Below are 24,213 nucleotides of genomic sequence, written 5' to 3'. Positions count from 1 at the left end.
CAGAGGCCTTTTGCGCAAGTCCTGTCAGTAAATTTGTTCCACCGCATAACCCTGCTGTTGCAGCCGTAGCGCCACGTTGCCGTCGCCAATCAAATGCAGGACGCCGATGGCGGCGACGCTGTTGCTTTCCTTGCGTAGCAGCGCGGCGATGCCTTCGGCCAGGCCGGGGTTGCGCTGATCCAGCAAAACTTTGCGCGTGAACTGGCTGGCGTAGCCGGGGTCGAGCGTCATTTCCTGCAACAGTCTTTCCATCATGGGCCGGTCCGACAGGTTCCAGGCTTGCACTATCTCCCGGATTTGCCTGCGTCCGTCGGCACTGTTGAGTTCATCCATCGTGTCGCGCAAAAAGCGCAGTTGCTGCGCCGGGCTGAGATTGCCTAGCAGTGCCAGTTGGCGGTCGGCGCTTTCCAGTTCGATGATTTTTTTCCCGCGCTGTTTGCTCCAGCTTGCCAGATAGCTATCGACGGCGAAGTCGGAGGTATAGCCTTGTGCGGCGGATTCACCCAGCGTGACGACGGTTGCCAGCATCCAGGGTCGCATGGTGGCAACGCTGGAGGCGGGAATGCCGTAGTGCTTGAGCAAGCTTTGCAATTGCTGGCGGGTACGCGGGTCGAGATCGTTGGCGTAACTTTGACCGGCGGGATACATGCCGTAGCGCTGTAGTGCGCTTTGCATCGCGCCGGCGTTGAAGGGATCGAGTTCCAGCGCCAGCGTCGTGGCCTTATCCAGCACCGCCATGAGGCGCGGTTCCAGTGGATAAAAGTCGCTATTGCCGACGTGGATAGTGCCGAACAGGTAAAGTACGTGGCTGCCGCTGCTGACTTTGTACAGGACGCCGCGTGGATGGATAGCCGGGTCTGGTGCGCCAGTGGCGGGATCGGCTTGCGCCGTGAGGGCCGGCGACATTCCCAGGAGGCAGCTGAGCGTGATTAACAGGGTGCGTCCCCACGATGCGGCTGTTCGTCTTTTTTGCACTTTTTTCTTTTAGGTGTTTTCCGATTGCGAAATACTACACCGCTCTGGTTGTTTGATCTCGACAACACGCTGCACGATGCCTCGCACGCGATCTTTCCGGCGATCAATGCCAACATGAATACTTTCATTGAGGGCGTGCTGGAGCGCTCCGGTGCGCTGTGCGATGCCGAGGCCGTCAATACGATGCGGCAGCGTTACTGGCGGCAATATGGGGCGACTTTGTTGGGGATGATGCGTCATCATCAGGTAAGCGCAACGGATTTTTTGCGCGACACGCATCGCTTTGATGATTTGCCAGCAATGGTGCGCGCCGAGCGCGGCTTGATTCATCTGCTCAAGTGTTTGCCGGGAAAGAAAATTTTACTGACCAATGCGCCGTGGCGCTATTCGCGCGATGTGTTGCGGCATCTGGGCTTGCATCGGCATTTTGCGCGGCATGTGTCGATTGAGGGCATGCATGTGCATCGTCAGTTGCGTCCCAAGCCGTCATCACTGATGCTGCGCCGTTTGCTGGCGCGGGAGCGGGCCTTGCCGCAGCGCTGCATTCTGGTCGAGGATACGCTGGCCAATTTGCGCGGGGCGCGGCAACTGGGTGTGCGGACTGCCTGGGTGACGCAATATCTGAGTGCGGCTCAGGAAGGGCGTCGCACCGGACGACCGGCTTGTGTCGATGTGAAGGTCAGGTCAGTGCGGCATTTGTTGCGGTATGCGCGCCAGCTACCCTGAATTTCCTGAATTAGCGGGCGCAGTCGGCGCACCAGCCTTTGATGGTCAGTTCGACTTCCATGCTGCGAAAGCCCTGCCCCAGGGTGTTTTCCAGCGCGGTCTGCAAGTGCTGCGCGGCTGATTGATGCGGGCCGGAGGCGGGCAAGACGCTTTCCAGAAATCCGGCTTCGCCGGTTTCATCGAGACAAAATACGCGGCTGCAACGGGTGCATTTGAAGTGGCCGTGCTGATGCTGATGCAGCGCTTCGCCGGCATGTTGCGGATGGGGCGTTTCGCCGTGTTCGGCGCCGGCGCTGTAGCGGAAGATCCGGTCGTCGCTGGCGATTTTATGCGCCAGACCGGCTTCGGTCAGGCAATCGAGCGCGCGATAGAGCGTGACCCGGTCCATGCCGACAAAACAATCCTGTAAATCCTGATGCGATACCGCGCTGCGTGCGCCAAGCAGACTCGCCATGACGTTGATGCGGGCGGGCGTGGCGCGTACGCCGGCTTCGCGTAGTTGCGCCTGCGCCAGTGTTTGCGCATCTTCGGGTGAGGGGGCGGGACGGGAAATTTTATTCATGGATAACAGGTTCGGGTCTGCGACTCATCGGGAGATGAGAGGGATGCAGCCATTTTACGCGGCTTTATTTGGTATCGATTTTCTTGGCGCGGGGATGGGCAGCATCGTAGACCTGCGCCAGTCGCTGGAAGTCGAGCGAGGTGTAAATCTGGGTGGCGGCGATGGAGGCGTGGCCCAGCATTTCCTGTACGGCGCGCAAATCCCCCGAGCCTTGCAGGACGTGCGAGGCAAACGAGTGGCGCAGTACATGGGGATGCACATTGCTGGTGACGCCTAATGCCAGCGCATGCGCCTTGAGTCGCAAATGCGCCACACGCGGGCTGATGCGGCTGCCGCGTTCGTTCAGGAACAGGGCGAAGTGGTCGCTGGCGGGGCTTTCGCGGCTCAGGGTGTCGCGTATCGCCAGCCAGGCGCGGATGGCTTCCAGTGCGGGTTTGCCGACCGGCACGCTGCGCATCTTGCCGCCTTTGCCGGTGACGGTGACGTCGCTGCCTTCCATGTCCATCCAGCCGGCGGAGATGTGGTCGGCTTGCTTGACGTAATGGATGTCGAGTCCGCACAGCTCGGAGACCCGCAGGCCGCTGGAGTACAGCAATTCGAACATGGCGCGGTTGCTCATTTGCAGTGTGGAGGCGGCATCTTTGGCCGGACTGGCTTGCGAGACCAGTCGGATCGCTTCGTCTTGCGCAAGGGCTTTGGGCAGCGGTTTGCTTTTTTTAGGGGCTTTGACTGCATCGACCGGGTTGGATTTGAGTTTCGTCTGCTCCGACAGCCAGTTGAAGAAGCCGCGCCAGGCCGAGAGTTTGCGTGCAATGGAGCGCGCATTCTGGCCTTTGGCGTGCAGCCGGGCGGCGCATTTGCGGATATCGTGCTGCGTGAGTTCGGCCAGGCGGGGCGTGTTGTCGGCGGCGATCAGCGCCATTAATTCTGCCAGGTCGCGGGCGTAATTGTTGACGGTGTGCAAGGCCAGTTGCCGCTGATCTCGCAGGTAGCCGAGGTAGTGTCGGATTTGCTCTGCGTCGCTGGCGAGATTCGGCATGACGGGTGGGTGGCGAACTTAAGCGCTATGCGCGCAGGCAAGCCAGCGCGGCGCTGGCGGTGGCGGCAATCTTGACCAGGAAGTCGGTGGCCATGGCGGCGCTGAAGCGTTCCGGGTCGGATGAGCCAAGCACTAGCAAGCCGAAAGTTTCTGACGCGGTGTCGCCGCGCAGGGGCAGCATCGCGACCGATTGCACTTGCGCCGGTTCGGCCAGCCATGTGACGGCTTCGAAATCCTGATTCGGGCCGCAAAATGCGGTAGTCAAGCCATTGGTGAAGATGCGTGCATCTTCCGATACGGTGGTGGAAAACCACTCTTCCGCGTGTCCGGCACTGACATTCCATAGGCGCAGGGCGACTTGTGGGACATTGAAAATTTCCGCCAGTTGATCCAGCAGCAGGCGCGGCAGGTCGGCGTCGTTGCGTGCCAGCAGCAGGGCGCGGGTCCAGTTCTGGAATTTATCGGTGATGCTGTCGTTTTCCTCTGCGATGCGCAGCAGGTCGGCGAGGTGCAGGTCCTGATCTCTGAGTTTTTGTCGCAGAATTTCCATCTGCCGTTCTTGCAGCGAAATGGCGCGTCCCAGGACCGGGCTGGTCAGTTTGACCGATGCCAGCAATTCGACGTGCTCCGCAAAAAACTGCGGATTTTCGCTCAGGAAGGTGGCGACAATTTGGGAGTTCAGTTCAGCAATCATTTGTGGGGTTCAGAATTCATTGTGTGTGGCCGGGTGTGTGCCTTGGCGCAGCATGGCAGTATCGGCGATTCGGCGGAAGGGGACAACCGTTTCTGCTGTTTGTTGCCGATGACAGGTATCCGGTATTTTGCGACGGGCAATAAAAACGGGCTTACATGATTTCTCATGTAAGCCCGAATCATCGAATCAGGTTTTGTTATTCAGGCGGTGATGCTGACCGTCTGAAATCGCAAGACGTTGATTAGAATGTGTGACGAACGCCAACCGACAGAGCAGCTTGACCATTGTCACGACCGGCTGCCGAAGCGCCGATCGAGCCAGCGCCAATGCCTGGGTTGTATGTGTTGCTAGCATTCAGGAACGACAATGCTGTGTAGACGTCTGTACGCTTCGACAGCATGTAGTCTGCGCCGATGTTGTACTGAGTCAGCTTACCTTGAGTGTTAGCACCAACGAATGTCAGCTTGCTGTATTCGATAGCAGCCATCAGTTTCAGGGATGGGCTCAGAGCGTAGTTACCGCCGATTTCATACAGGTCAGCTTGGCTGTTGTTGCCGCCGCCGATAACGAAACCAGTAGCGCCAGTCGTTGACGACGAGAATGCTGTCGTTGCGGAGAAGTTCGCTGCAGTACCTTGAGCAACTGCACCTGGTTGCTTGACGCGGGACCAGTTACCGTAGACGTTAGCATTGCCGAGGTTGTACTTAGCAGCCAGAGTGAAGGTACGCAGAGCTGTACCGACGTTGCTGTTGATGTAAGCCGAGTTCGATGTCAATGCGCCAGTGCCGGACACTTGTTGAATCAGGCTTGTGTCAGATGCGGAAGAGTTCGATGTCGAACCAGCAGCATTCTTCGATTGGTAGTAAGAAGCCGACAGGTTCAGAGGACCGTTAGCGTAGGCCAGTGCTGCACCGAAAGCTTGACCAGCTGCGTTCGAACCAGCTTGTTCGCCGAAACCGTAGATTGCGCTACCCATGAAACCGGAGTACACGTTGGTGTCGTAACGAACCGAATTGTTGGTACGTGTACCTTGCAGACGGGACAGACCAGTACCGACGTTGCTGGTGATACCACCGAAATCGCCGACCGATGTGATAGCGCCTTGTTCAAATGCGTAGTCTGCTTGACGACCAACCAAGACAGTACCGAAGTCGCCGGCCAGACCGACGACTGATTTACGGCGGAACAGGTTCGATGCAGTTGCTGCATCGTTACCTTGCAATTGACCGTTGTCGTTGCTGAAACCAGATTCCAATTGGAACACGGCCTTCAAACCGCCGCCCAGATCTTCGTTACCCTTGAAACCGATACGCGAACCGGACAGGATGCCGGAGTTCACGCCGAACTTGCTACCAGTGTTGGTGCCAGTGGAGTCAACAGCACGGTTTGTGTATGTAACACCGGTATCGACGATACCGTAGATAGTAACGGAGCTTTGTGCTTGGGCAGCACCTGCAAACGCGCCGAGTACGGCCAGTGCAAGCATAGATTTTTTCATTTGAAATCCTTGGAATAAATGTAGTCTAGAGGATCCGCACTTCTGTTCGGATGGTCAGACAATACGGGTTCTGCCCGGCAAGACCGAGGGATTAGTGGTTTGATCGAGAGAATTTTGGTTGAAATTGGAAAACGGCGGGCAGAGTGTTGCGTTTCTCACACACTTTGCCTGTTTCGGGCGGCTTCTGTCATGGCTTTGCGCAATTTTTATTTGGACTTACGCCAAAGCCCACTGGCGTTGTTGCACCGCCTGCACGGGCTCACTACCGGCACTGTCTGCAGTAATGCGCCTGGCCAGCGGCTTTTTGCATAAGTCTGCTTCTTCTTTTTTGTTTGCACGCCGGTTTTTCATTCCCCCTCCTTATTTAGTTCAATGGTTAACGGCTGCGTTATCATCCGTGCATGCGCGGAAAAGTTGCATTAAAGCGTCATCGCGCAATGAGAAATCTAATTTATAAAAAATTATGCCGATCTTGGTGATAATTTTTGCTTTAAGGGAGTTTGGTTCATGGCAAATCGGGAAGACCTGGCGATTATTCGCGCTGCGCGCAACGGTCAGGCCACGGCGCAAGTGACGTTGGGTTTGCGTTATCTTGCAGGCGGCCAGGGTTTGCCGCAGAGCCTGACGACGGCCTTGCACTGGCTGGATCGGGCCGCGCGTCAGGATGTGCCGCAGGCCTGGATGGAGATTGCAACTCACATTCCTTATGAGGTGGCGCTGCAAAGCGCGGATTTTGCGCATACCTGCCTCTGGTATGAGCGCGCCTTTGAGGCGGGTGACAAGCAGGCCGGTCTGGTATTTGCCAAGCTGGTGCTGCTGCGGGAGCCGTTAGCATGCACTCCTGAAATTCGCGCCAAAGCTTTGCGCGCTCTGGAAGGCGCGGCCAATGACGGTGTCGCCGACGCGCAGTGGCTGCTGGCGCAACAAAATTTCGGCGATGCGGCGGCAGAGTCAAATATGACTTCACCTGATTCGCCTGTTGCTGAGCGCACGGGCGTGGAGCAGAAGGCCGCGCTGGCGTGGGCGGAGCGCGCCGCCGATTCTGGCGTCGCTCAGGCGCGCCTGTCGCTGGCGGATGCTGCATGGGAGCAGGGCGACCGGGCGGGATTTTTGCGGCGGGCCTTGCCTCTGGTGACGGACTTGCAAGTGCGCTTCGGCGCAGTCGCGGAACAATTTTCAGCCCCTTCCGATGCGCTCGAGCGCGATTTGGGTAGTGATAACGTGCGCTTGCTCCGCCGTAGCGCCGAAGTATTGCTGGCCGACGAACATACAAATATAGAGCAGGTGCAACATTGGCTTGAGCTGGCCGCTTACGCCAATGACCGGCAGGCGCAGTTCGCGTTGGGATTGTTATTTGCTCGTATGAGCGCAGACGGCAATCGGGCGACCAAAGGCATAGGCTCTGCTAACTATAAGAAGGCCATTCGCTGGCTGCTGCTCGCTGGTGAGCGTGGTGTGGCTGGTGCCTGGTACGCCTTGTCGCGGATCTATCTGAAGCCGGAGTTCTCCCAGCGCAATCTGGCCGATGCCCAGAATTATCTGGAACGGGCCGGAGAAATGGGACATCTGGCGGCGCAGCTTGAATGCGGTGTCAGCGCCTGGCGCAACCGGCGCGATGCCGCCGATAACGATGTGCGCGCCGTGTACTGGTTGCAAAAAGCGATTGCGCTGGATCCGCAGCGCATGAACGGCGAAGCGGCGCAGCTATTGAGCAAGATTGCGGTGCCGGCCAGTCCTGCTCCCTGGGCGCTGCATGCGCGTCGCCATTGGACGCGTGAGCTGAGTAATGCGCATCCGTTTCTGTCGGCCCGTATTGAGCTGGCCGAGCTGTTCGGTCTGACGCGTGCGGAGGCCTTATGGATCGATTTGAAAAAAGCCGATTGCGGGCATTGCCTGAGGGTCGATATCCGTGCCGACTACGCCCGCAGCAAGCGCCGCCTGATTTTGATCGATACCGGTGATGAGCGGCAGGCATTGAATCGTATCGGGCGGCTGTTCGAGGATGTCGATTGCGGGACAGAAGGGCCGGAAGGTAATTACCGGCAACGCTTGTATCGTTTGAAAATCGCCTTGCCGCAACTTGATGTGGCGGACAGCGCCGAGATTGACGGCAGCGCCGACCTGGCGGATGAGCGCGTCTAATATATACAGCGCTGAGGGTCTTGCTGCTTCAGGCCAGCTCGAACTCGCCTTCGAATACGCTTACCGCAGGGCCGGTCAATAGCACCGGCTGATCTGCGCCGTCCCACGCAATCGATAATTCTCCGCCATGGGTATGCACCGCCACGGGTGACGTCAACAAACCGCGCCGGATGCCGGCCACCACCGCTGCGCAGGCACCGGTGCCGCAGGCTAAAGTTTCGCCCGTGCCACGCTCATACACCCGCAGCTTGATCCTCTGGCGGTCGATGATTTGCATGAAGCCGGCATTGACGCGCTTGGGAAAGCGCGGATGGTGTTCGATTTGAGGCCCTTCTATTAGTACCGGTGCTGCCTCGACATCGACTACCACTTGCACGGCGTGCGGATTGCCCATGGACACCACTGAAATCCAGCGAAGGGCGGCGTCAATCTCGAGCGGCCAGAGCACATCGTCCTGTTCGGGCTTGCCTTGCAAGCCGGTGGCGTCGAACGGTACTTGCTGTGGTACCAGCTTGGGTGCGCCCATGTCGACCGTGATACGGCCATCGTCTTCCAGTCTGGGAGCGATGATGCCGGACAGGGTTTCCACGCGGATGGTGCGTTTGTCGGTCAATCCCTTTTCACTGACAAAGCGGGCGAAGGCGCGTGCGCCATTGCCGCATTGCTCGACTTCGCCGCCATCGGCATTGAAAATCCGGTAGCGGAAATCGACGTCGCTGGTGCGTGCCGCTTCTACCAGCAGGATTTGGTCGGCGCCGATGCCGAAGCGGCGGTCGGCCATGTGCGCCCATTGGGCTGGCGTGAGGTCGATATTTTGATGGATGGCATCGATGACGATAAAGTCGTTGCCCGCGCCGTGCATCTTGGTGAATTTGATTTTCATCGCTCTAATTATAAGGAGTCGTTGTTGGCGGGAGCCGGGGCTGGTGCGTCAGCGTACAAATCTGGCATGCCGGCAGGACGGTTTTTGAAGCGTTTGTGGGCCCAGAAATATTCGGACGGGGTTTCGCGCACCCGTGCTTCGATGAAGGTATTCATGTCGCGTGTGGCTTGCAGAATGTCGTCGCCGGGGAAATTGCTCCAGTGCGGGTAGAACGTCACTTTCCAGCCGCGATAGCCGGGCAGGTAAGTGGCGATGACCGGCACCACGTTGGCTTTGGTTGCCGCGGCAATCCGCGCCGGGGCAGTCAGCGTTGCCGCTGGGATGCCGAAAAACGGGACGAATTCGGCATCGCGGGTGCCGAAGTCCATGTCTGGCAGCATGATGAAGGGCAGACCTTCGCGCATGGCGCGCAGGATGGGTTTGACGCCGCGCTCCCGGCTCAGTAGCGTTACCGGACGGAAGCGCGAACGTCCTTTGAGCAGCGCGGCGTCAACGGTCTGGTTGTTTTGCCGCGAATACAAAGTACACACCGACAAGGCCGAATTGAGGACGACGGCGATGCCGGGAATTTCCAGGCAGACAAAATGCGGGCAAAGCAGGATGGTGGGTCCCGCTTCCAGTATTTCCAAAGGGACTCTCGGTTCGACATGGATCAGACGCCGGAGTCGCGCTTCCGAGGCCCACCACAGTACGCCACGTTCCAGCGCGCTGCGGGCATAGGCTTGAAAGTGCTGTTTTGCGACGGTCTCTCTCTGCTGATCGTTCCACTCCGGGAAGCACAGCTTCAAATTGATCAGGGTAATGCGGCGACGCGGCTTCATCACAATATAGAGCAGCGAACCCAGCGCCTCACCCAGCCGTCCCAGTATGGGAAGCGGTAGCCAGTGCAGCAGCCACATTAGTGCGATCAGCGCTTTCATTGGCAGAGACCGAAATGGGGTAGTCGGGAGGGTGGACTAGGCAGAAAGTCAGGCATAGGGATGTTGGCAAATGGCAACACGTTGCCGGTTTTTCAAGAGAGGGGTAAAATAGCACAGCTTGAGCCGTCGAGTTAACAAGACAACTTGCGAGACGGGATATAAATTTCGCTAAAGCGTCGCAGGCTCGGGAGATCGGCCGCGATTTATTTAATTAATCCGGGTTTATCCTTTTTCCTACAAGGGCCTGCAATGTCCAACGAATATCTCTTCACGTCCGAATCCGTTTCCGAAGGTCATCCCGACAAAGTCGCCGACCAGATTTCCGATGCGATTCTCGACGCCATCCTCACACAAGATCCGCAATCCCGTGTCGCCGCTGAAACGCTGTGCAACACGGGTCTGGTCGTGCTGGCCGGTGAAATCACTACACGTGCTAACGTCGATTATATTGAAGTCGCACGCGAAACCATCAAGCGCATCGGTTACGACAATGCCGATTTCGGTATTGACTACAAAAGCTGCGCCGTGCTGGTCGCGTATGACAAGCAGTCGCCTGATATCGCCCAGGGCGTCGATGAAGGCAAGGGTCTGGATCTCGACCAGGGCGCCGGCGACCAGGGCCTGATGTTCGGTTATGCCTGCGATGAAACGCCGGAACTGATGCCCGCCGCTATCTATTACGCGCACCGGATTGTCGAGCGCCAGTCGCAATTGCGCAAAGACGGTCGTCTGCCGTGGCTGCGTCCCGACGCCAAATCCCAGGTCACGTTGAAATATGTCGATGGCCGCCCTGTTGGTATCGATACCATCGTCCTGTCGACCCAGCATGCGCCTGAAATGGAACACAAGGCCATCGAAGAAGCCGCGATCGAAGAAATCATCCGTCCGGTCTTGCCGGAAGCGTGGCTCAAGGGTGTCCGCTACCTGATCAACCCGACCGGTCGTTTTGTTATCGGCGGTCCGCAAGGCGATTGCGGCCTGACCGGACGCAAGATCATTGTCGACACCTACGGCGGAGCAGCGCCCCATGGCGGCGGTGCTTTCTCCGGCAAGGATCCTTCCAAGGTCGACCGTTCCGCCGCTTACGCTGGCCGCTATGTCGCCAAAAACATCGTGGCAGCCGGTCTGGCGACACGTTGCCAAATTCAGGTTTCCTACGCTATCGGGATTGCCAAGCCAACCTCGGTCATGGTGACCACGTTCGGCACGGGCAAGATCAGCGATGAAAAACTGGCGCAACTGGTGCTGGAACACTTCGACCTGCGTCCAAAAGGCATCGTGCAAATGCTTGACCTGCTGCGCCCTATTTATCAAAAAACCGCAGCATACGGGCATTTCGGCCGTGAAGAACCTGAATTTACCTGGGAACGCACCGACAAGGCTGCCGCCCTGAAAGCCTCCGCTTAAGTATTATTTCAGTGCAATTAAAGTGTAATTCGTAGCAAATAGCAGAAAAAAGACAGCGTGCGTGGCATTGCGCACGCTGTTTTGCAATTAGCTTTACAATGCCGTTCGTACCAAGGAGCGTTGCGACAGGCCACTCGTGTCTGCCAGGCTTGGTACAGTCCACATGCAACTGCGCTCACGTTTCTTTTTTCTGATTATTCGAAAGGAGGCGTGATTCACGCCCAAGCCATGACTACTACTAAAAACTCCGATTTCACCGACTACGTCGTCGCCGACATGAGCCTTGCAGCATGGGGCCATAAAGAAATCCGTATCGCCGAAACAGAAATGCCCGGCTTGATGGCCATTCAGGAAGAGTTCTCCGCTTCCCAGCCACTCAAGGGCGCACGCATTACTGGTTCTATCCACATGACGATCCAGACCGCTGTCCTGATCCACACACTGGAAGCGCTGGGCGCCAAAGTCCGTTGGGCTTCCTGCAACATCTACTCGACCCAGGATCACGCCGCCGCCGCTATCGCGGATGCCGGTACGCCAGTGTTTGCCTACAAGGGCGAATCGCTGGATGAGTACTGGGAATTCACGCACCGCATTTTCGAATGGCCCGGTGAAGAGCAAGCCAACATGATTCTCGATGATGGCGGAGATGCCACGCTGCTGCTGCATCTGGGCACACGCGCAGAAAAAGATGCATCGGTGCTGAACAATCCGACATCGGAAGAAGAAATCTGCCTGTACAACTCGATCAAGAAGCGTCTGGCATCGCACACTAACTGGTATTCCTCACGTCTGGCGCAGATCAAGGGCGTAACCGAAGAAACGACTACCGGCGTTCACCGCCTGTATCAGATGCACAAAGAAGGCAAGCTGGCGTTTCCCGCCATCAACGTCAACGATTCCGTCACCAAGTCCAAGTTCGACAATCTGTACGGTTGCCGTGAATCGCTGGTCGATGGCATCAAGCGCGCGACCGATGTGATGATCGCCGGTAAAGTTGCCGTGATCGCCGGTTATGGCGATGTGGGCAAGGGTTCGGCTCAAGCCATGCGCGCATTGTCGGCACAAGTCTGGGTCACGGAAATCGACCCTATCTGCGCGTTGCAGGCAGCAATGGAAGGCTTCCGCGTCGTCACGATGGATTACGCCGCTGAACATGGCGACATCTTCGTCACCGCTACCGGCAACTATCATGTGATCACCGAAAAGCACATGAAGCAGATGAAAAACGAAGCCATTGTGTGCAACATCGGCCACTTCGACAATGAAATCGAAGTCGCCGCGCTCAAGCAGTACACATGGGAAAACATCAAGCCGCAAGTCGATCACATCATCTTCCCGGACGGCAAGCGCATCATCCTGCTGGCGGAAGGCCGTTTGGTCAACCTCGGTTGCGGTACCGGTCACCCATCGTATGTGATGAGTTCTTCCTTCGCCAATCAGACAATTGCGCAAATCGAGCTGTACGCCAACACCAAGAACTACCCGATCGGCGTGTACACCTTGCCTAAGCATCTGGATGAGAAGGTCGCCCGTCTGCAATTGAAGACACTCAATGCAAAACTGACCGAACTGACCCAGGAACAAGCTGACTACATCAGCGTATCAAAGTCCGGCCCTTACAAGCCTGAACAGTACCGCTATTAAGCAGTATCTGATGTAAGTTGCTGTGTACCGCCTCTCAGGGTTCTGGCCCTGAGGGTGCGCCTGCCAGGAGGCTTACTCGGACATTACTCAATAGCCGTTGTATCTGCTAGTCTTATCTGCCGTTCCCCTCGCGCCGCCGAACATCTGTCCGGCGGCGCGTTTTACAAAGAGAAACCCCCATGATGTTACTGGTTACCTGGCTCATTAATGCCCTGGCTTTGCTGGCGGTTCCTTACCTCATGCAATCGGTGCGAATCGATAGTTTTGGCACGGCGCTGATTGCCGCCCTGATCCTCGGTTTGATCAATACCTTGCTGCGACCGGTGCTGGTGCTGCTGACCTTGCCCGTGACGCTGCTGTCGTTGGGGCTGTTCATCCTGGTCATCAATGGCTTGTTATTCTGGCTGGCATCGCAAATGGTCAGCGGCTTTCACGTTGCCGGATTCTGGTCGGCTTTCGGCGGTGCGATTCTGTACAGCATCATTTCCTGGGCGCTCTCCACTTTGCTATTAAAAATCAAATGACCTCCCCTAATTTCAGTATCGAATTCTTCCCGCCCAAAACGGCGGAAGGTACAGAGAAGCTGCGCGCAACGCGGGCGCGACTGGCGCAATTGCAGCCCAAGTATTTTTCCGTCACGTTCGGTGCCGGCGGCTCGACGCAGCAAGGTACGCTCGACACCGTGCTCGATATCATGAGCGAAGGTCATGTCGCCGCGCCGCATCTGTCTTGTCTGGGTTCGTCGCGAGAAGCCCTGCGCACCATTTTGCAAGAATACAAAAACCACGGCATCAAGCGTCTGGTGGCTTTGCGCGGCGATTTGCCCAGCGGCTACGGCGCGATGGACCCGGCTTCCGGCGAATTCCATTACGCCAACGAACTGGTCGAATTCATCCGCGCCGAAACCGGCGACTGGTTCCATATCGAAGTCGGCGCCTATCCGGAAATGCACCCGCAAGCCAAATCGCCGCAAGACGACGTGCAGCAATTCGCGCGCAAGGTCAAAGCCGGCGCGACTGGCGCGATCACCCAGTACTTCTACAATGCCGACGCCTATTTTGCCTTCGTCGACAATGCCCGCAAACTGGGTGTGGATGTGCCGATCATCGCCGGCATCATGCCGATCACCAATTACTCGCAGCTGACGCGCTTTTCCGACATGTGCGGCACGGAAATTCCACGCTGGATCCGCCTGAAGCTGGCCAGCTACGGAGACGACGCCGATTCGATTCGCGCTTTCGGTCTCGATGTGGTGACCGGCTTATGCGAGCGTCTTTTAAAGGGCGGCGCACCCGGTCTGCATTTCTATACGCTCAACCAACCCACGGCCACGCAGGCCATCTGGAACCGGCTGGTTTCGGCGTAAAGAGGAAACAGGCTTAGTACCAGCCGGTTTCAGTCAGTATCCGATCCAGCGCGACATCGTGCGCTTCGCCCTGAAAATCGGCCAGCGTATCGACGTAGGCAACGCCTATGCTCTCCGGCGCTTGCGGTTGCGCCAATGTGCGGTCGTAAAAGCCGCCGCCATAGCCCATACGGATGCGCGCCGCATTGAATCCGACGCAGGGAATCAGCAGCGTTGTCGGCATCACTAACGCAGTGTGGGCGGGTACCGGCACGCCGAAGCTATCTTTCAGCAAGGCATCCCCCGGTTGCCAGCGGCGAAACTCCAGCGGTAGATCGTTAGCGATGACCACCGGCAGCGCCAGCGCGATGCCGCGGCTGGCGAATAACTCGTAGGTGTGACGCAGATCGGGCTCGCCCCGGATGGGCCAGTACACGCCCAACAGCGCGGTTGGATGGGTCTCCAGCCATTCCAGCAGTTGCGTGCCGATGCTCTCTGCCGCCTCGGCTTTTTCCTCCGCGCCAAGCGCACGCCGATGCGCCAGCAAAGCAGCGCGCACAAGCGACTTTTGCTGCACGACATCGGACGTTCCGACCGTAGCCGGATCACTGCCCTCGCGTGCTATCCTTGGTGTCGTCATATGTCTAAGGTTGTCGAATAATGCGTGTCAAAAAATATATCAGGGGTCTGCTCAGTGTGGCGTGTTTTGGTGCCACTGCATGGCTCGCTTCCGGACTGGCACAGGCGGAAAGCTTGCCAGCCAATAGCGCGCAGGACGATCAGTTTCTCGCCTTGCGCACCGCAGCGCGTTCCGACGACCAACTCGGCGCGGCCAATCTGGCGGCGCGTCTGGGTGATTATGTCATCCCTTCCTATGTCGCTTACTACAAAATCAAGCCCCGCATCCGCAATCTGGTCGCCCCCGAAAGCGAAATCCGCGAGTACCTGACCCGCTACGATGGCAGCGCCATCGCCGACCGGCTGCGCAACGACTGGCTGATCGAGCTGGGCAAGGCCGGCATGTGGAGTACATTTGACGAGCAGTATCCCTTGTTCGTACTTAATGACGACACCCAGCTCAAATGCTTTGCCCTGACTTCGCGCGCCATGAAAGGCGCCAATGTCGCCGACGAAGCGCGTGCCTTATTGACTGCTCCCAAAGATTACGGACAGGGTTGCACCAGCCTGATTGCGGCGCTGATGCAAAACCGCCAGTTCACCGACAACGACTTGTGGGTGCAAATCCGACAGGCCGTCGAAAGCGGCAATGCCGCCGTGGCCAAACGCATGTTGGTTTCTACCGAGACAAGCGCGGCCGCATTTCAGCAAGTCATCGACAAGCCAGCGCTGACGCTGGCACGCGGCCCGGGTGCGGATCGCGCCAGCCATGAATTATTTTTGATCGCTTTAGGTCAGGCTGCCAAAAGCAGCGCGCCGCTGGCAGCCACTTTTCTGACCGGCGCCAGCGCTCGCCTGACGCCTGCTGAAATGGCGCAAGGCTGGGCGCAGATAGCGATGCCGGCGGCATTCAAACTGGCTCCGGAAGTCATCGATTACTGGCGCAAGACTGACAGCGCGCCCCTGTCCTACGAAGCGTATCAATGGAAAGTGCGCAGCAGTTTGCGCGCCGGTGACTGGGCGCTGGTCAGATCCACCATCGAAGCCATGCCGCAGGCCTTGCGCAGCGATAGCGCCTGGACATACTGGCTGGGCCGCGCCTATCGCCACGAAGGCAAGAAGGAAGCCGCGCAGCAGCAATTCCAGTCGATCGCTTCCGGGTACGGTTTTTACGGCCAACTGGCGCTCGAAGAACTGGGGCAAAAAATCACCTTGCCCGCAGGGCCGACCCCATCGACTCCGGGCGATATCGCACTGATGGCGCAAAACGCCGGCTTCAAGCGCGCGCTGAAATTCTACGATCTCAATTTGCGCTACGAAGGCATCCGCGAGTGGAACTGGGAATTGCGCAAAATGAACGACCGGCAGTTGCTGGCAGCGGCAGAGTTTGCGCGTCAAAGCGATGTGCTCGACCGCATGGTCAGCACTTCCGACCGCACCCGACAGGAAATCGATTTCACCCAGCGCTTCCCTGCGCCGCATCTGGAAATGATGAACGCCAACACGCGGCCGCTGTCGCTCGACACCGCCTGGGTCTATGGCCTGATCCGGCAGGAGTCCCGGTTTATTAAGAACGCCCGCTCGCAGGTAGGTGCTTCGGGTCTGATGCAAATCATGCCGGCTACCGCCAAGTTCGTCGCCCGCAAGATCGGCCTGACCGAGTTCGGACAAGGCCAGATCAACGACATCAACACCAACCTGCTGCTCGGCACCAGCTACCTGAGCATGGTGCAGAACGATCTGGACGGTTCCGAAGTGCTGGCCACCGCCGCTTACAACGCTGGCCCCGGACGTTCGCGCACCTGGCGCGCTTCCCTGACGCGGCCGGTCGAGGGCGCGATTTTCGCCGAGACCATCCCTTTCAGCGAAACCCGCGGCTATGTGAAAAATGTCATGTCCAACACCATTTATTATTCGGTGCTGTTCGACAATGGCCCCCAATCGCTCAAAGCCCGACTCGGTAAAATCACGCCGAAAAATTTCGCTGAAAGCGATCTGCCATAACCCTACGTCAGGCCTGCCATGCAAACTACTGAACTCGATTCCCTGGTATCGCAAACCTGGGCCAAGGCCAAAAAAACCGGTTTTAAACTGGTCATCGGCAACAAGAATTACTCATCGTGGTCGATGCGGCCCTGGGTCTTGCTCAATGCGTTTGCCATCCCCTTTCAGGAAATCCGCATCCTGTTGCGCCAGCCTGATACGGCGGAACACATCGCCCGCTATTCGGCTGCCGGTCGCGTCCCCATCCTGCTGACAGCGGAAGCACCGATCGGCGATTCGCTGGCGATTTGCGAATATCTGGCCGAACAGTTTCCCGATCTGGGACTGTGGCCGCGTGACAGCACAGCGCGGGCAGTAGCACGCAGCGTCTGCGCCGAAATGCATTCCGGTTTTACCGGGCTGCGCAGCGCAATGCCGATGGATATCCGCGCCAGTTATCCGGGACAAGGCCGCACACCTGAAGCACAGGGCGATATCGGCCGCATCTGCGAAATATGGGAAGACTGCCTGGCCGAGTTTGGCCATCATCAATTTTTGTTTGGCGATTTTTCGATTGCCGATGCGTTTTATGCGCCGGTCGTGATGCGCTTCCGCACCTACGGCGTATCGCTGGCACCGGCGCTGCAAGCCTATGCCGATCGCGTTGCCGCCCATCCGGCAGTGGCGCACTGGATTGCCGATGCGCAGGCAGAGACCGAAACCCTCAATGCTGCCTGACGGTCTGCATGCAGACCGCCATGCCACATCAACCGCGCATCTGAGCAGCGCAGCGTAATGGAAGCCATGGAGATCTACACGGTAGGCGGCGCGGTGCGCGATGAATTGCTGGGCTTGCCGGTCAAGGATCGCGATTACGTGGTCGTCGGTGCCACGCCGGAAGTCATGCTGGCGCAGGGATTTCGACCTGTCGGCAAGGACTTCCCTGTGTTTCTGCACCCGCGCACGCATGAGGAATACGCGCTGGCGCGCACCGAACGCAAGACGGCACCCGGTTACAAAGGCTTCGCCTTCCATGCCGCCGCCGACGTCACGCTGGAACAGGATCTGGCCCGACGCGATTTGACCGTCAATGCTATCGCCCGCGCTACGGACGGCAGTCTGATCGACCCTTACGGCGGCCTGCGCGATTTGCAAGACAAGCTGTTTCGTCACGTCTCTCCCTCTTTTGCAGAAGATCCGGTGCGCATTTTGCGCGTTGCCCGTTTCGCCGCGCGCTTTCCCGCATTCAAGGTCTTTCCCGCTACCAATGTGCTTATGCAAGAGATGGTCGCAGCGGGTGAAGTCGATGCGCTGGTGCCGGAGCGCGTCTGGCAGGAACTCGCGCGCGGATTAATGGAGCAGCAGCCATCGCGCATGTTCGAGGTGCTGCGCGCCTGCGGCGCGCTGGCGCGCATTTTGCCGGAGCTTGATACTTTGTGGCACGCAACACAAAATGCCTCCCATGCTGACTGTATCAATGCTGGTCAGCACACTATGCAAATCGTCGATCGGACGGCGCAGCAAGCCTGCGATTTGTCGATCCGTTTCGCTGCGCTGATGCGTGGACTAGGACGGCATGGGCCACAGTTGGTCAGCGGCACAAAGCAAGTGGAAGCCGTATGCGCTCGCATCAAGGTGCCTAACGATAGCCGCGATCTGGCGCTCATGCTCATGCGAGAACAGGAGCAGGTTGCGCAGGCGCTGAACTTGCCGGCAACCGGCATCGTCGCGCTGCTGATGCGCTGCGACGCCTTTCGCAAGTCGCAGCGATTTCTGGACATGCTGCGCGCCGCAGCTTGTCTCAACGATGCGCCATTCCCACCGGCAGGGTATCTGGAGCAGGCTTTACAGGTGGCGCGGCAGGTCGATAGCGGTGTGGTAGCGGCCGCCTTGCAAGATCGGCCACAGCAGATTGCCCAAGCTGTACAGGCGGCGCGCATTAATGCGGTCGATGCATGGCTGCTTAACTCTGCTAACGGGGGCGCCGCGTGAAACTGCCTCGTCGAGTCCGCGCACTGGCGCAACGCATCCGAAAAACCACGGTCGCGCTGATCCGTGAGTTGCGTCAACCACGCATCTGGGTCAAAGAATTGTCTCCTGGCGCGCGCAGTCGGCTGCTCAAGCATTTTCTCGCGCTGGAACCGAGCGACCGCTTGCTGCGCTTCGGCAGCCATTTGTCGGATGAATCGATTACGCGTTACGTTGAAGGAATTAATTTCGAACGCGATACGGTATTCGGTGTGTATAACAGCCGCTTGCGGCTGATGGGAGTAGGCCATCTGACCTTCGCGCCGAGTGAAAAATCAGCGATTGCCGGGGCCACGCTCAAGGCGCGGGTGGCAGAATTCGGCGTGTCGGTCGACGCCTCTGCGCGCGGACTCGGCGTCGGCAGCCGCCTGTTTCAGCGCGCCTCTATGCGTTGCCGTAACGCCGATATCGACACGCTGTACATGCATTGCCTGTCGTCGAACAAAGTGATGCTGCACATCGCCCGCAAAGCCGGGATGGAAATACATCGCGACTACGGCGAGTCCGACGCCTATCTCAAAATTCTCCCGGCCGATGCCAGCAGCGTCATGCAGGAAGCGCTGGCAGAGCAGGCCGCCATGCTCGATTACACGTTCAAGAGTAACCTGAGGTTGTTGTTGCGCGCCGTTGCCCGGCTGACTGGTACCGGCCGACGCAAATAGCGAGCGGCAAGTTAAGCACCTGCAAGCATTCCCGTTATTTTTTTTCAGGCGCTCATAGGTTCTCATGACTAATTCTGTTTCAAATAACTCCGTTTCAACTGAAGATTTTTTCGACAGTGTCGCCGCCAAATCCGACAGCGGCAGCCTGCGCGGAGATTATCGACTGGCCGACAAAGATTACGTAGTCGCGCAGGACTGGGCTGCTTACACGCCCGAACAGCACGCGCTGTGGCGGCGTCTTTACGAACGTCAGGCCAAACTGATTCCGGGACGCGCCTGCGATGTGTTTCTGGAAAGCTTAGGCCGTCTGGATGTCAGTCAGGGCATTCCGCAGTTCGAAGGCATTAGCGACACGCTGTTCAAAACCACCGGCTGGCGGCTGGTCGCGGTGCCGGGGTTGGTGCCGGATCAGACTTTTTTTGAGCATCTTGCGCATCGCCGTTTTCCGGTCACTGTCTGGCTGCGCGAGCCGGAAGAATTCGATTACATCGTCGAGCCGGATGTGTTCCATGATTTTTTCGGGCATGTCCCCTTATTGTTCGATCCGATTTTTGCTGACCATTTGCAGGAATACGGCAAGGGTGGTCTGAAGGCGATGAAGTTGGATGGTCTCGGCATGCTGGCCCGCTTGTATTGGTACACCATCGAATTCGGCCTGATCGACAGTCCTCAGGGATTGCGCGCCTATGGTGCCGGCATCCTGTCTTCCGGCGGGGAAATTATCCATTGCCTGAACAGTCCGCAACCGCGCCGCATTGCCTTCGATGTCGAGCGCGTCATGCGCACCCTGTATCGCATTGATGCCTATCAGGAAACCTATTTCGTGATTCGCGATTTCCAGCAGTTATTTAACGACACTGCGTCCGATTTCACTCCGCTCTACGCGGCCTTGCAGAGTCAGCCGCCGCTGGCGGCATCGAGCTTGCTGGTAGAGGAAATCAACCTGCCGCTTCGGCAATCATCTGACGATGCTCAGTCGGCATAGATTGCATTATCAATTCCTTATTTCCGCGCAAAAAAAAGCGAACCCTGCAGCGCAGGATTCGCAAAGCTAGTGATGTAATTCAACACTAGAGGGGAGGAGAGAGGTGGAGGCCATTGCCGTTGTGCGCGTTCTCTCGCACAGGGGACGTGGTGTCCGTGACAACTGCCTGCATGTGCCTATTAAGCGCCTTTTTCCCTTACCTTCCTAAAGCAGTTACGCGTTGTTACAGCGCTTACACAATGTGTTTTCGGCCCTCTCTTGCCGCTTTGTCCATCCTGTCATGTATTGCGCCGCGCATAGTAAGCAGACGGTGCTTGTGATAGTGTCTGGCGCATAAATTGTAGATAACGCGGCGCTCACGAGGCGCTAGCGTTTCGACGCACTGGGAGTCTGTTCAGGTTTCTATTTCCGCAGGCTCTCCCGACAGTGCATTACCAAAAACATCCTTTTTGGCACGGAGACCGCATGAACGCACCCCTGACTTCCAGTCAACGACAGTTGCTGGACGATATTACCCTCGACGATAAATACCGACGCCAAACTGGCCGGGTGTTCATGACCGGCACTCAGGCACTGATTCGCCTGACCATGTTGCAGCGTAAGCGCGACCAGCACGCCGGCCTCAATACCGCTGGCTTTATCACTGGCTATCGCGGTTCCCCGCTAGGCACGGTCGATATGACGGCTGAAAAAGCCAGCAAATATCTCGACGCCCACCACGTCAAATTCACCCCCGGCATCAATGAAGATCTTGCTGCCACCAGCGTCTGGGGTACGCAGCAAGTCAATCTGTTTCCCGGTGCGCAATACGACGGCGTTTTTTCCTTGTGGTACGGCAAGGGCCCCGGCGTTGATCGCTGCGGCGATGTGTTCAAACACGCCAACATGGTCGGCACTTCGCAGCATGGCGGCGTGCTGGTGGTGGCCGGCGACGACCATGCCGCCAAGTCCTCGACCACGGCGCATCAGAGCGAACACATCCTCAAGGCCTGCGGCATTCCCGTGCTTTATCCCTCTTCGGTGCAGGAATACCTCGACTACGGCCTGCATGGCTGGGCCATGAGTCGCTATACCGGTTTGTGGGTGGCGATGAAATGCGTGACCGATATCGTCGAATCGGGCATGTCGGTGGACATCGACCGCGACCGCGTCAAGATCGTGCTGCCTGACGATTTCGAACTGCCCGCCAGCGGCCTCAACATCCGCCTGCCCGACAGCGTGCTGGAACAAGAAGTACGGATGAATCAGTACAAGTGGTACGCCGCCCTCGCCTACGCCCGCGTCAACGGCCTCAATCAGATAATCTGGGACAGTCCGCGTGCGCGCATCGGCATCGTGACCGCCGGCAAGTCCTATCTCGACACCCGGCAAGCGCTGGAAGACCTCGGTATTGATGAAACCGTCGCCGCCGACATCGGTATCCGGCTCTACAAAATCGGCATGACCTGGCCGCTGGAAGCCGAAGGCGTGCATCGCTTTGCAGAAGGGCTGGAAGAAATTCTGGTGGTGGAAGAAAAGCGCCAGATTCTCGAATACCAGATCAAGGAAGAACTCTACAACCTGCCTGATGGAGCCCGTCCGCGTGTGGTCGGCAAGTTCGACGACACCGGCGAGTGGAGCGGTTCGCACCGCGAAGGCCACGGTCACTGGCTGCTGCCCGCCACCTACGAACTGAATCCGGCGCAGATCGCTCGCGCTATCGCTGCGCGCATTTCGCGCTACTTCGCCGGTCATCCTATCGAGCAACGCGTCAAGGCCCGTATTGCCTATCTGGAAGCGAAGGAAGCCACGCTCAACATCGTCACCAAGGCCGATCCCGCCAAGGACAGGATTCCGCATTTCTGTTCCGGCTGTCCGCACAATACCTCGACCAAACTGCCGGAAGGCAGCCGCGGACTGGCCGGTATCGGCTGTCACTATATGGTGACCTGGATGGACCGTGAATCGTCCACCTTCACCCACATGGGCGGCGAAGGCGTCACTTGGGTTGGCCAGTCGCCGTTCACCAGCGAAGCGCATGTCTTTGCCAATCTCGGCGACGGCACTTACTTCCATTCCGGCTTGCTGGCGATTCGCGCCTCCGTCGCGGCGAAGGTCAACATTACCTACAAAATTCTGTACAACGATGCTGTCGCCATGACCGGCGGCCAGACGGTCGACGGCCCGCTCGATCCGGCGATGATTTCGCGGCAACTCGCGGCAGAGGGCGTCACGCCCATCATCGTCGTCACCGATGAGCCGGACAAATATGCTGCCGATACGCCGTGGGCACCCGGCGTGACCATCCGGCACCGCAGCGAACTCGACGCCGTACAGCGCGAACTGCGCATCCTCACCGGTGCCTCCGCCATGATTTACGACCAGACTTGCGCTTCGGAAAAACGTCGCCGCCGCAAACGTGGCACCTATCCCGATCTGGCCAAGCGCGCCGTGATCAATGAAGCCGTGTGCGAAGGCTGCGGCGATTGCAGCGTGCAGTCCAACTGCTTGTCGGTGGAGCCGCTGGAAACCGAATTCGGCCGCAAGCGCCAGATCAATCAATCCTCCTGCAACAAGGACTATTCCTGCGTCACCGGTTTTTGCCCGAGCTTCGTTACGGTCGAAGGCGGCAAGCTGAAAAAGCCCGCCCGCGTTGCCTTGCCTAATGCCGCAGCAGCAACAGCGGAAGGCCCCGGCGCATTGCCGCAGCCGCTACTGCCTCCGCTTGATACGCCTTACGGCATTATTGTGACCGGCATCGGCGGCACCGGCGTCGTCACCATCGGGCAGATACTGGCGATGGCCGCGCATCTGGAAGGCAAAGCCTGCTCCGTGCTGGATATGAGTGGTCTGGCGCAAAAAGGCGGTCCGGTCTTGTCCCACGTACGAATAGCGGAACAAGCGGAAGCCTTGCATTCCACCCGTGTCGGTACTGGTGCGGCCGATCTGGTGATCGGTTGCGACGTGATTGTCACCGCGGCCCGCGACGCACTCTCGCGCATGGGCGAAGGCCGCACACATGCCGTCATCAACAGCACCGCCACGCCGACGGCCGCCTTCGTGCGCAATCCCGACTGGCAATTCCCCGGTCAGGCCGCCGAACGCGACATCCGCGCTGCCTGCGGTGCGGAACGGGTCGAGCTGATCGACGCCGGTCATATCGCCGGTGCGCTATTGGGGGATGCCATTGCCACCAATATGTTCATGCTGGGTTATGCCTTTCAAAAGGGCTGGGTGCCCTTGTCCGAAGGCGCCATTCTGAAAGCGATTGAATTGAATGCCTTGTCGGTCGAATTCAATCAGTTGGCATTCGCCTGGGGCCGCAGCGCCGCGCACGATCCCGCTTCCGTGGCGCAACTGGCGCAACGCAATGGCGCCCGCGCACAAGTGATTGCCTTCAAACGGACGCCGCCGCTGGCGCAGCAAATCGCTACCCGCGTTGCCTTCCTCAGCGCTTATCAGAACGCCGCTTACGCCGAACAATATCGCAGCTTTGTTGCCAGCGTAGAAGCAGCGGAAGCGGTCTTGCCGGGTATTCGTCCGCCAAGGCTGAGTACGGCGGTTGCCACCTACCTCTTCAAACTGATGGCTTATAAAGATGAATATGAAGTGGCGCGTCTTTATACCGACGGTGCTTTCACGCGCAAGATAGCCGCCATGTTTGAAGGCAATTACAAACTGCGTTTCCACCTCGCGCCACCGCTGTTTTCCCGGCATGACGCCAACGGCCATCTGATCAAGAAGGAATTCGGTTCCTGGGCCATGCAGGCATTTCGCGTGTTGGCACGCTTGCGCTTTTTACGCGGCAGTGTGTTCGATCCGTTTGGCCATACGCGGGAACGCAAGCAGGAGCGGGCGCTGATCGACGCGTACCGTGAAACAATCTCGGCACTATTGCCGCGCCTGACGGCCTTCAATCTGGTGCAGGCAGTGGAGATTGCCAGCATCCCGGAAGGTATTCGTGGTTACGGCCATGTCAAGGAACGCCATCTGGAAGCCGCTCTGGAAAAGCAGGCCCGTTTGCTGGCGGGGTTTGATAATCCGGCAGCGGCACAGCCGGACGATGGCATCTCGCACGCGGCATAAAGTAATTGCTGTCATGTAAAAAACCGCTGTCCTCAAA

21 protein-coding genes and 1 riboswitch are annotated in these 24,213 nt (G+C 58.2%); of the genes, 12 read left to right on the top strand and 9 right to left on the bottom strand.

Annotated features, from left to right (window positions below):
- Positions 1-24: 24 nt before the first annotated feature.
- Positions 25-906 (bottom strand): TraB/GumN family protein, encoded by an 882-nt coding sequence (locus RGU70_RS01145; protein ID WP_322207595.1) that lies wholly within the window; start codon positions 904-906, stop codon positions 25-27.
- A 93-nt stretch (positions 907-999) separates the two neighbouring features.
- On the opposite strand from RGU70_RS01145, the gene RGU70_RS01140 reads away from it, so the two are divergent.
- Entirely contained in the window at positions 1,000-1,701 is a 702-nt protein-coding gene (locus tag RGU70_RS01140) for an HAD-IA family hydrolase (RefSeq protein ID WP_322207594.1), read from the top strand.
- Positions 1,702-1,711: 10 nt separating this feature from the next.
- Here the strand turns inward: RGU70_RS01140 and RGU70_RS01135 are convergent, their stop codons facing one another.
- From RGU70_RS01135 to RGU70_RS01115, 5 genes are all read right to left on the bottom strand, one after another.
- Positions 1,712-2,263, bottom strand: coding sequence for a transcriptional repressor (locus tag RGU70_RS01135; RefSeq protein ID WP_322207593.1), 552 nt, complete (start codon positions 2,261-2,263; stop codon positions 1,712-1,714).
- A gap of 64 nt (positions 2,264-2,327) precedes the next feature.
- Positions 2,328-3,302: a tyrosine recombinase XerC gene (xerC, locus tag RGU70_RS01130; protein ID WP_322207592.1), complete on the bottom strand. Its 975-nt coding sequence runs from the start codon at positions 3,300-3,302 to the stop codon at positions 2,328-2,330.
- Positions 3,303-3,327: 25 nt separating this feature from the next.
- Positions 3,328-3,996: a DUF484 family protein gene (locus tag RGU70_RS01125; protein WP_322207591.1), complete on the bottom strand. Its 669-nt coding sequence runs from the start codon at positions 3,994-3,996 to the stop codon at positions 3,328-3,330.
- A gap of 241 nt (positions 3,997-4,237) precedes the next feature.
- On the bottom strand, positions 4,238-5,494 hold the full coding sequence (locus RGU70_RS01120) for a porin (protein ID WP_322207590.1): 1,257 nt from the start codon (positions 5,492-5,494) through the stop codon (positions 4,238-4,240).
- A gap of 216 nt (positions 5,495-5,710) precedes the next feature.
- Entirely contained in the window at positions 5,711-5,845 is a 135-nt protein-coding gene (locus tag RGU70_RS01115) for a hypothetical protein (RefSeq protein ID WP_322207589.1), read from the bottom strand.
- Between the two features lie 156 nt (positions 5,846-6,001).
- Between RGU70_RS01115 and RGU70_RS01110 the strand changes: the two genes are divergently transcribed.
- Positions 6,002-7,636, top strand: coding sequence for a tetratricopeptide repeat protein (locus RGU70_RS01110; RefSeq protein WP_322207588.1), 1,635 nt, complete (start codon positions 6,002-6,004; stop codon positions 7,634-7,636).
- Positions 7,637-7,664: 28 nt separating this feature from the next.
- On the opposite strand, the gene dapF is transcribed toward RGU70_RS01110, so the two are convergent.
- Both dapF and RGU70_RS01100 read right to left on the bottom strand, forming a co-directional pair.
- Complete coding sequence (gene dapF, locus RGU70_RS01105; RefSeq protein ID WP_322207587.1) at positions 7,665-8,519, bottom strand: diaminopimelate epimerase; 855 nt, start codon at positions 8,517-8,519, stop codon at positions 7,665-7,667.
- Between the two features lie 8 nt (positions 8,520-8,527).
- The gene (locus RGU70_RS01100) at positions 8,528-9,439 is read right to left on the bottom strand and encodes a lipid A biosynthesis acyltransferase (protein WP_322207586.1); all 912 of its coding nucleotides are present in this window, start codon (positions 9,437-9,439) and stop codon (positions 8,528-8,530) included.
- A 249-nt stretch (positions 9,440-9,688) separates the two neighbouring features.
- Between RGU70_RS01100 and metK the strand changes: the two genes are divergently transcribed.
- The 4 genes from metK to metF all read left to right on the top strand — a co-directional run bounded on the left by metK (position 9,689) and on the right by metF (position 13,856).
- Positions 9,689-10,846: a methionine adenosyltransferase gene (metK, locus tag RGU70_RS01095; protein WP_322207585.1), complete on the top strand. Its 1,158-nt coding sequence runs from the start codon at positions 9,689-9,691 to the stop codon at positions 10,844-10,846.
- A 106-nt stretch (positions 10,847-10,952) separates the two neighbouring features.
- Positions 10,953-11,030, top strand: a riboswitch (S-adenosyl-L-homocysteine riboswitch).
- Positions 11,031-11,074: 44 nt separating this feature from the next.
- Entirely contained in the window at positions 11,075-12,490 is a 1,416-nt protein-coding gene (gene ahcY / locus RGU70_RS01090) for an adenosylhomocysteinase (protein ID WP_416186462.1), read from the top strand.
- Between the two features lie 179 nt (positions 12,491-12,669).
- Positions 12,670-13,014, top strand: a complete 345-nt coding sequence (locus RGU70_RS01085; RefSeq protein WP_322207584.1) for a phage holin family protein — start codon at positions 12,670-12,672, stop codon at positions 13,012-13,014.
- Positions 13,011-13,856, top strand: coding sequence for a methylenetetrahydrofolate reductase [NAD(P)H] (metF, locus tag RGU70_RS01080; RefSeq protein ID WP_322207583.1), 846 nt, complete (start codon positions 13,011-13,013; stop codon positions 13,854-13,856). The genes RGU70_RS01085 and metF overlap by 4 nt, the downstream gene beginning before the upstream one ends.
- Before the next feature lie 13 nt (positions 13,857-13,869).
- Here metF and RGU70_RS01075 read toward each other — a convergent pair whose 3' ends face one another.
- A complete protein-coding gene (locus RGU70_RS01075) occupies positions 13,870-14,475 on the bottom strand; it encodes a 5-formyltetrahydrofolate cyclo-ligase (protein ID WP_322207582.1) in 606 nt (201 codons plus the stop codon).
- 20 nt (positions 14,476-14,495) lie between these two features.
- On the opposite strand from RGU70_RS01075, the gene RGU70_RS01070 reads away from it, so the two are divergent.
- The 6 genes from RGU70_RS01070 to RGU70_RS01045 all read left to right on the top strand — a co-directional run bounded on the left by RGU70_RS01070 (position 14,496) and on the right by RGU70_RS01045 (position 24,176).
- The gene (locus tag RGU70_RS01070) at positions 14,496-16,457 is read left to right on the top strand and encodes a lytic transglycosylase domain-containing protein (protein ID WP_322207581.1); all 1,962 of its coding nucleotides are present in this window, start codon (positions 14,496-14,498) and stop codon (positions 16,455-16,457) included.
- An 18-nt stretch (positions 16,458-16,475) separates the two neighbouring features.
- The gene (locus RGU70_RS01065; RefSeq protein WP_322207580.1) at positions 16,476-17,174 is read left to right on the top strand and encodes a glutathione S-transferase family protein; all 699 of its coding nucleotides are present in this window, start codon (positions 16,476-16,478) and stop codon (positions 17,172-17,174) included.
- Between the two features lie 66 nt (positions 17,175-17,240).
- A complete protein-coding gene (locus tag RGU70_RS01060; protein ID WP_322207579.1) occupies positions 17,241-18,428 on the top strand; it encodes a multifunctional CCA addition/repair protein in 1,188 nt (395 codons plus the stop codon).
- Between the two features lie 23 nt (positions 18,429-18,451).
- Positions 18,452-19,126, top strand: a complete 675-nt coding sequence (locus tag RGU70_RS01055) for a GNAT family N-acetyltransferase (protein WP_322210661.1) — start codon at positions 18,452-18,454, stop codon at positions 19,124-19,126.
- Between the two features lie 64 nt (positions 19,127-19,190).
- The gene (gene phhA / locus RGU70_RS01050; RefSeq protein ID WP_322207578.1) at positions 19,191-20,111 is read left to right on the top strand and encodes a phenylalanine 4-monooxygenase; all 921 of its coding nucleotides are present in this window, start codon (positions 19,191-19,193) and stop codon (positions 20,109-20,111) included.
- A 465-nt stretch (positions 20,112-20,576) separates the two neighbouring features.
- The gene (locus RGU70_RS01045; RefSeq protein ID WP_322207577.1) at positions 20,577-24,176 is read left to right on the top strand and encodes an indolepyruvate ferredoxin oxidoreductase family protein; all 3,600 of its coding nucleotides are present in this window, start codon (positions 20,577-20,579) and stop codon (positions 24,174-24,176) included.
- Positions 24,177-24,213: the final 37 nt, after the last annotated feature.

This window comes from Herbaspirillum sp. RTI4 (assembly GCF_034313965.1).
Taxonomy (GTDB): Bacteria; Pseudomonadota; Gammaproteobacteria; order Burkholderiales; family Burkholderiaceae_D; genus Herbaspirillum.
This window is presented reverse-complemented; position numbering and strand designations above follow the sequence as displayed.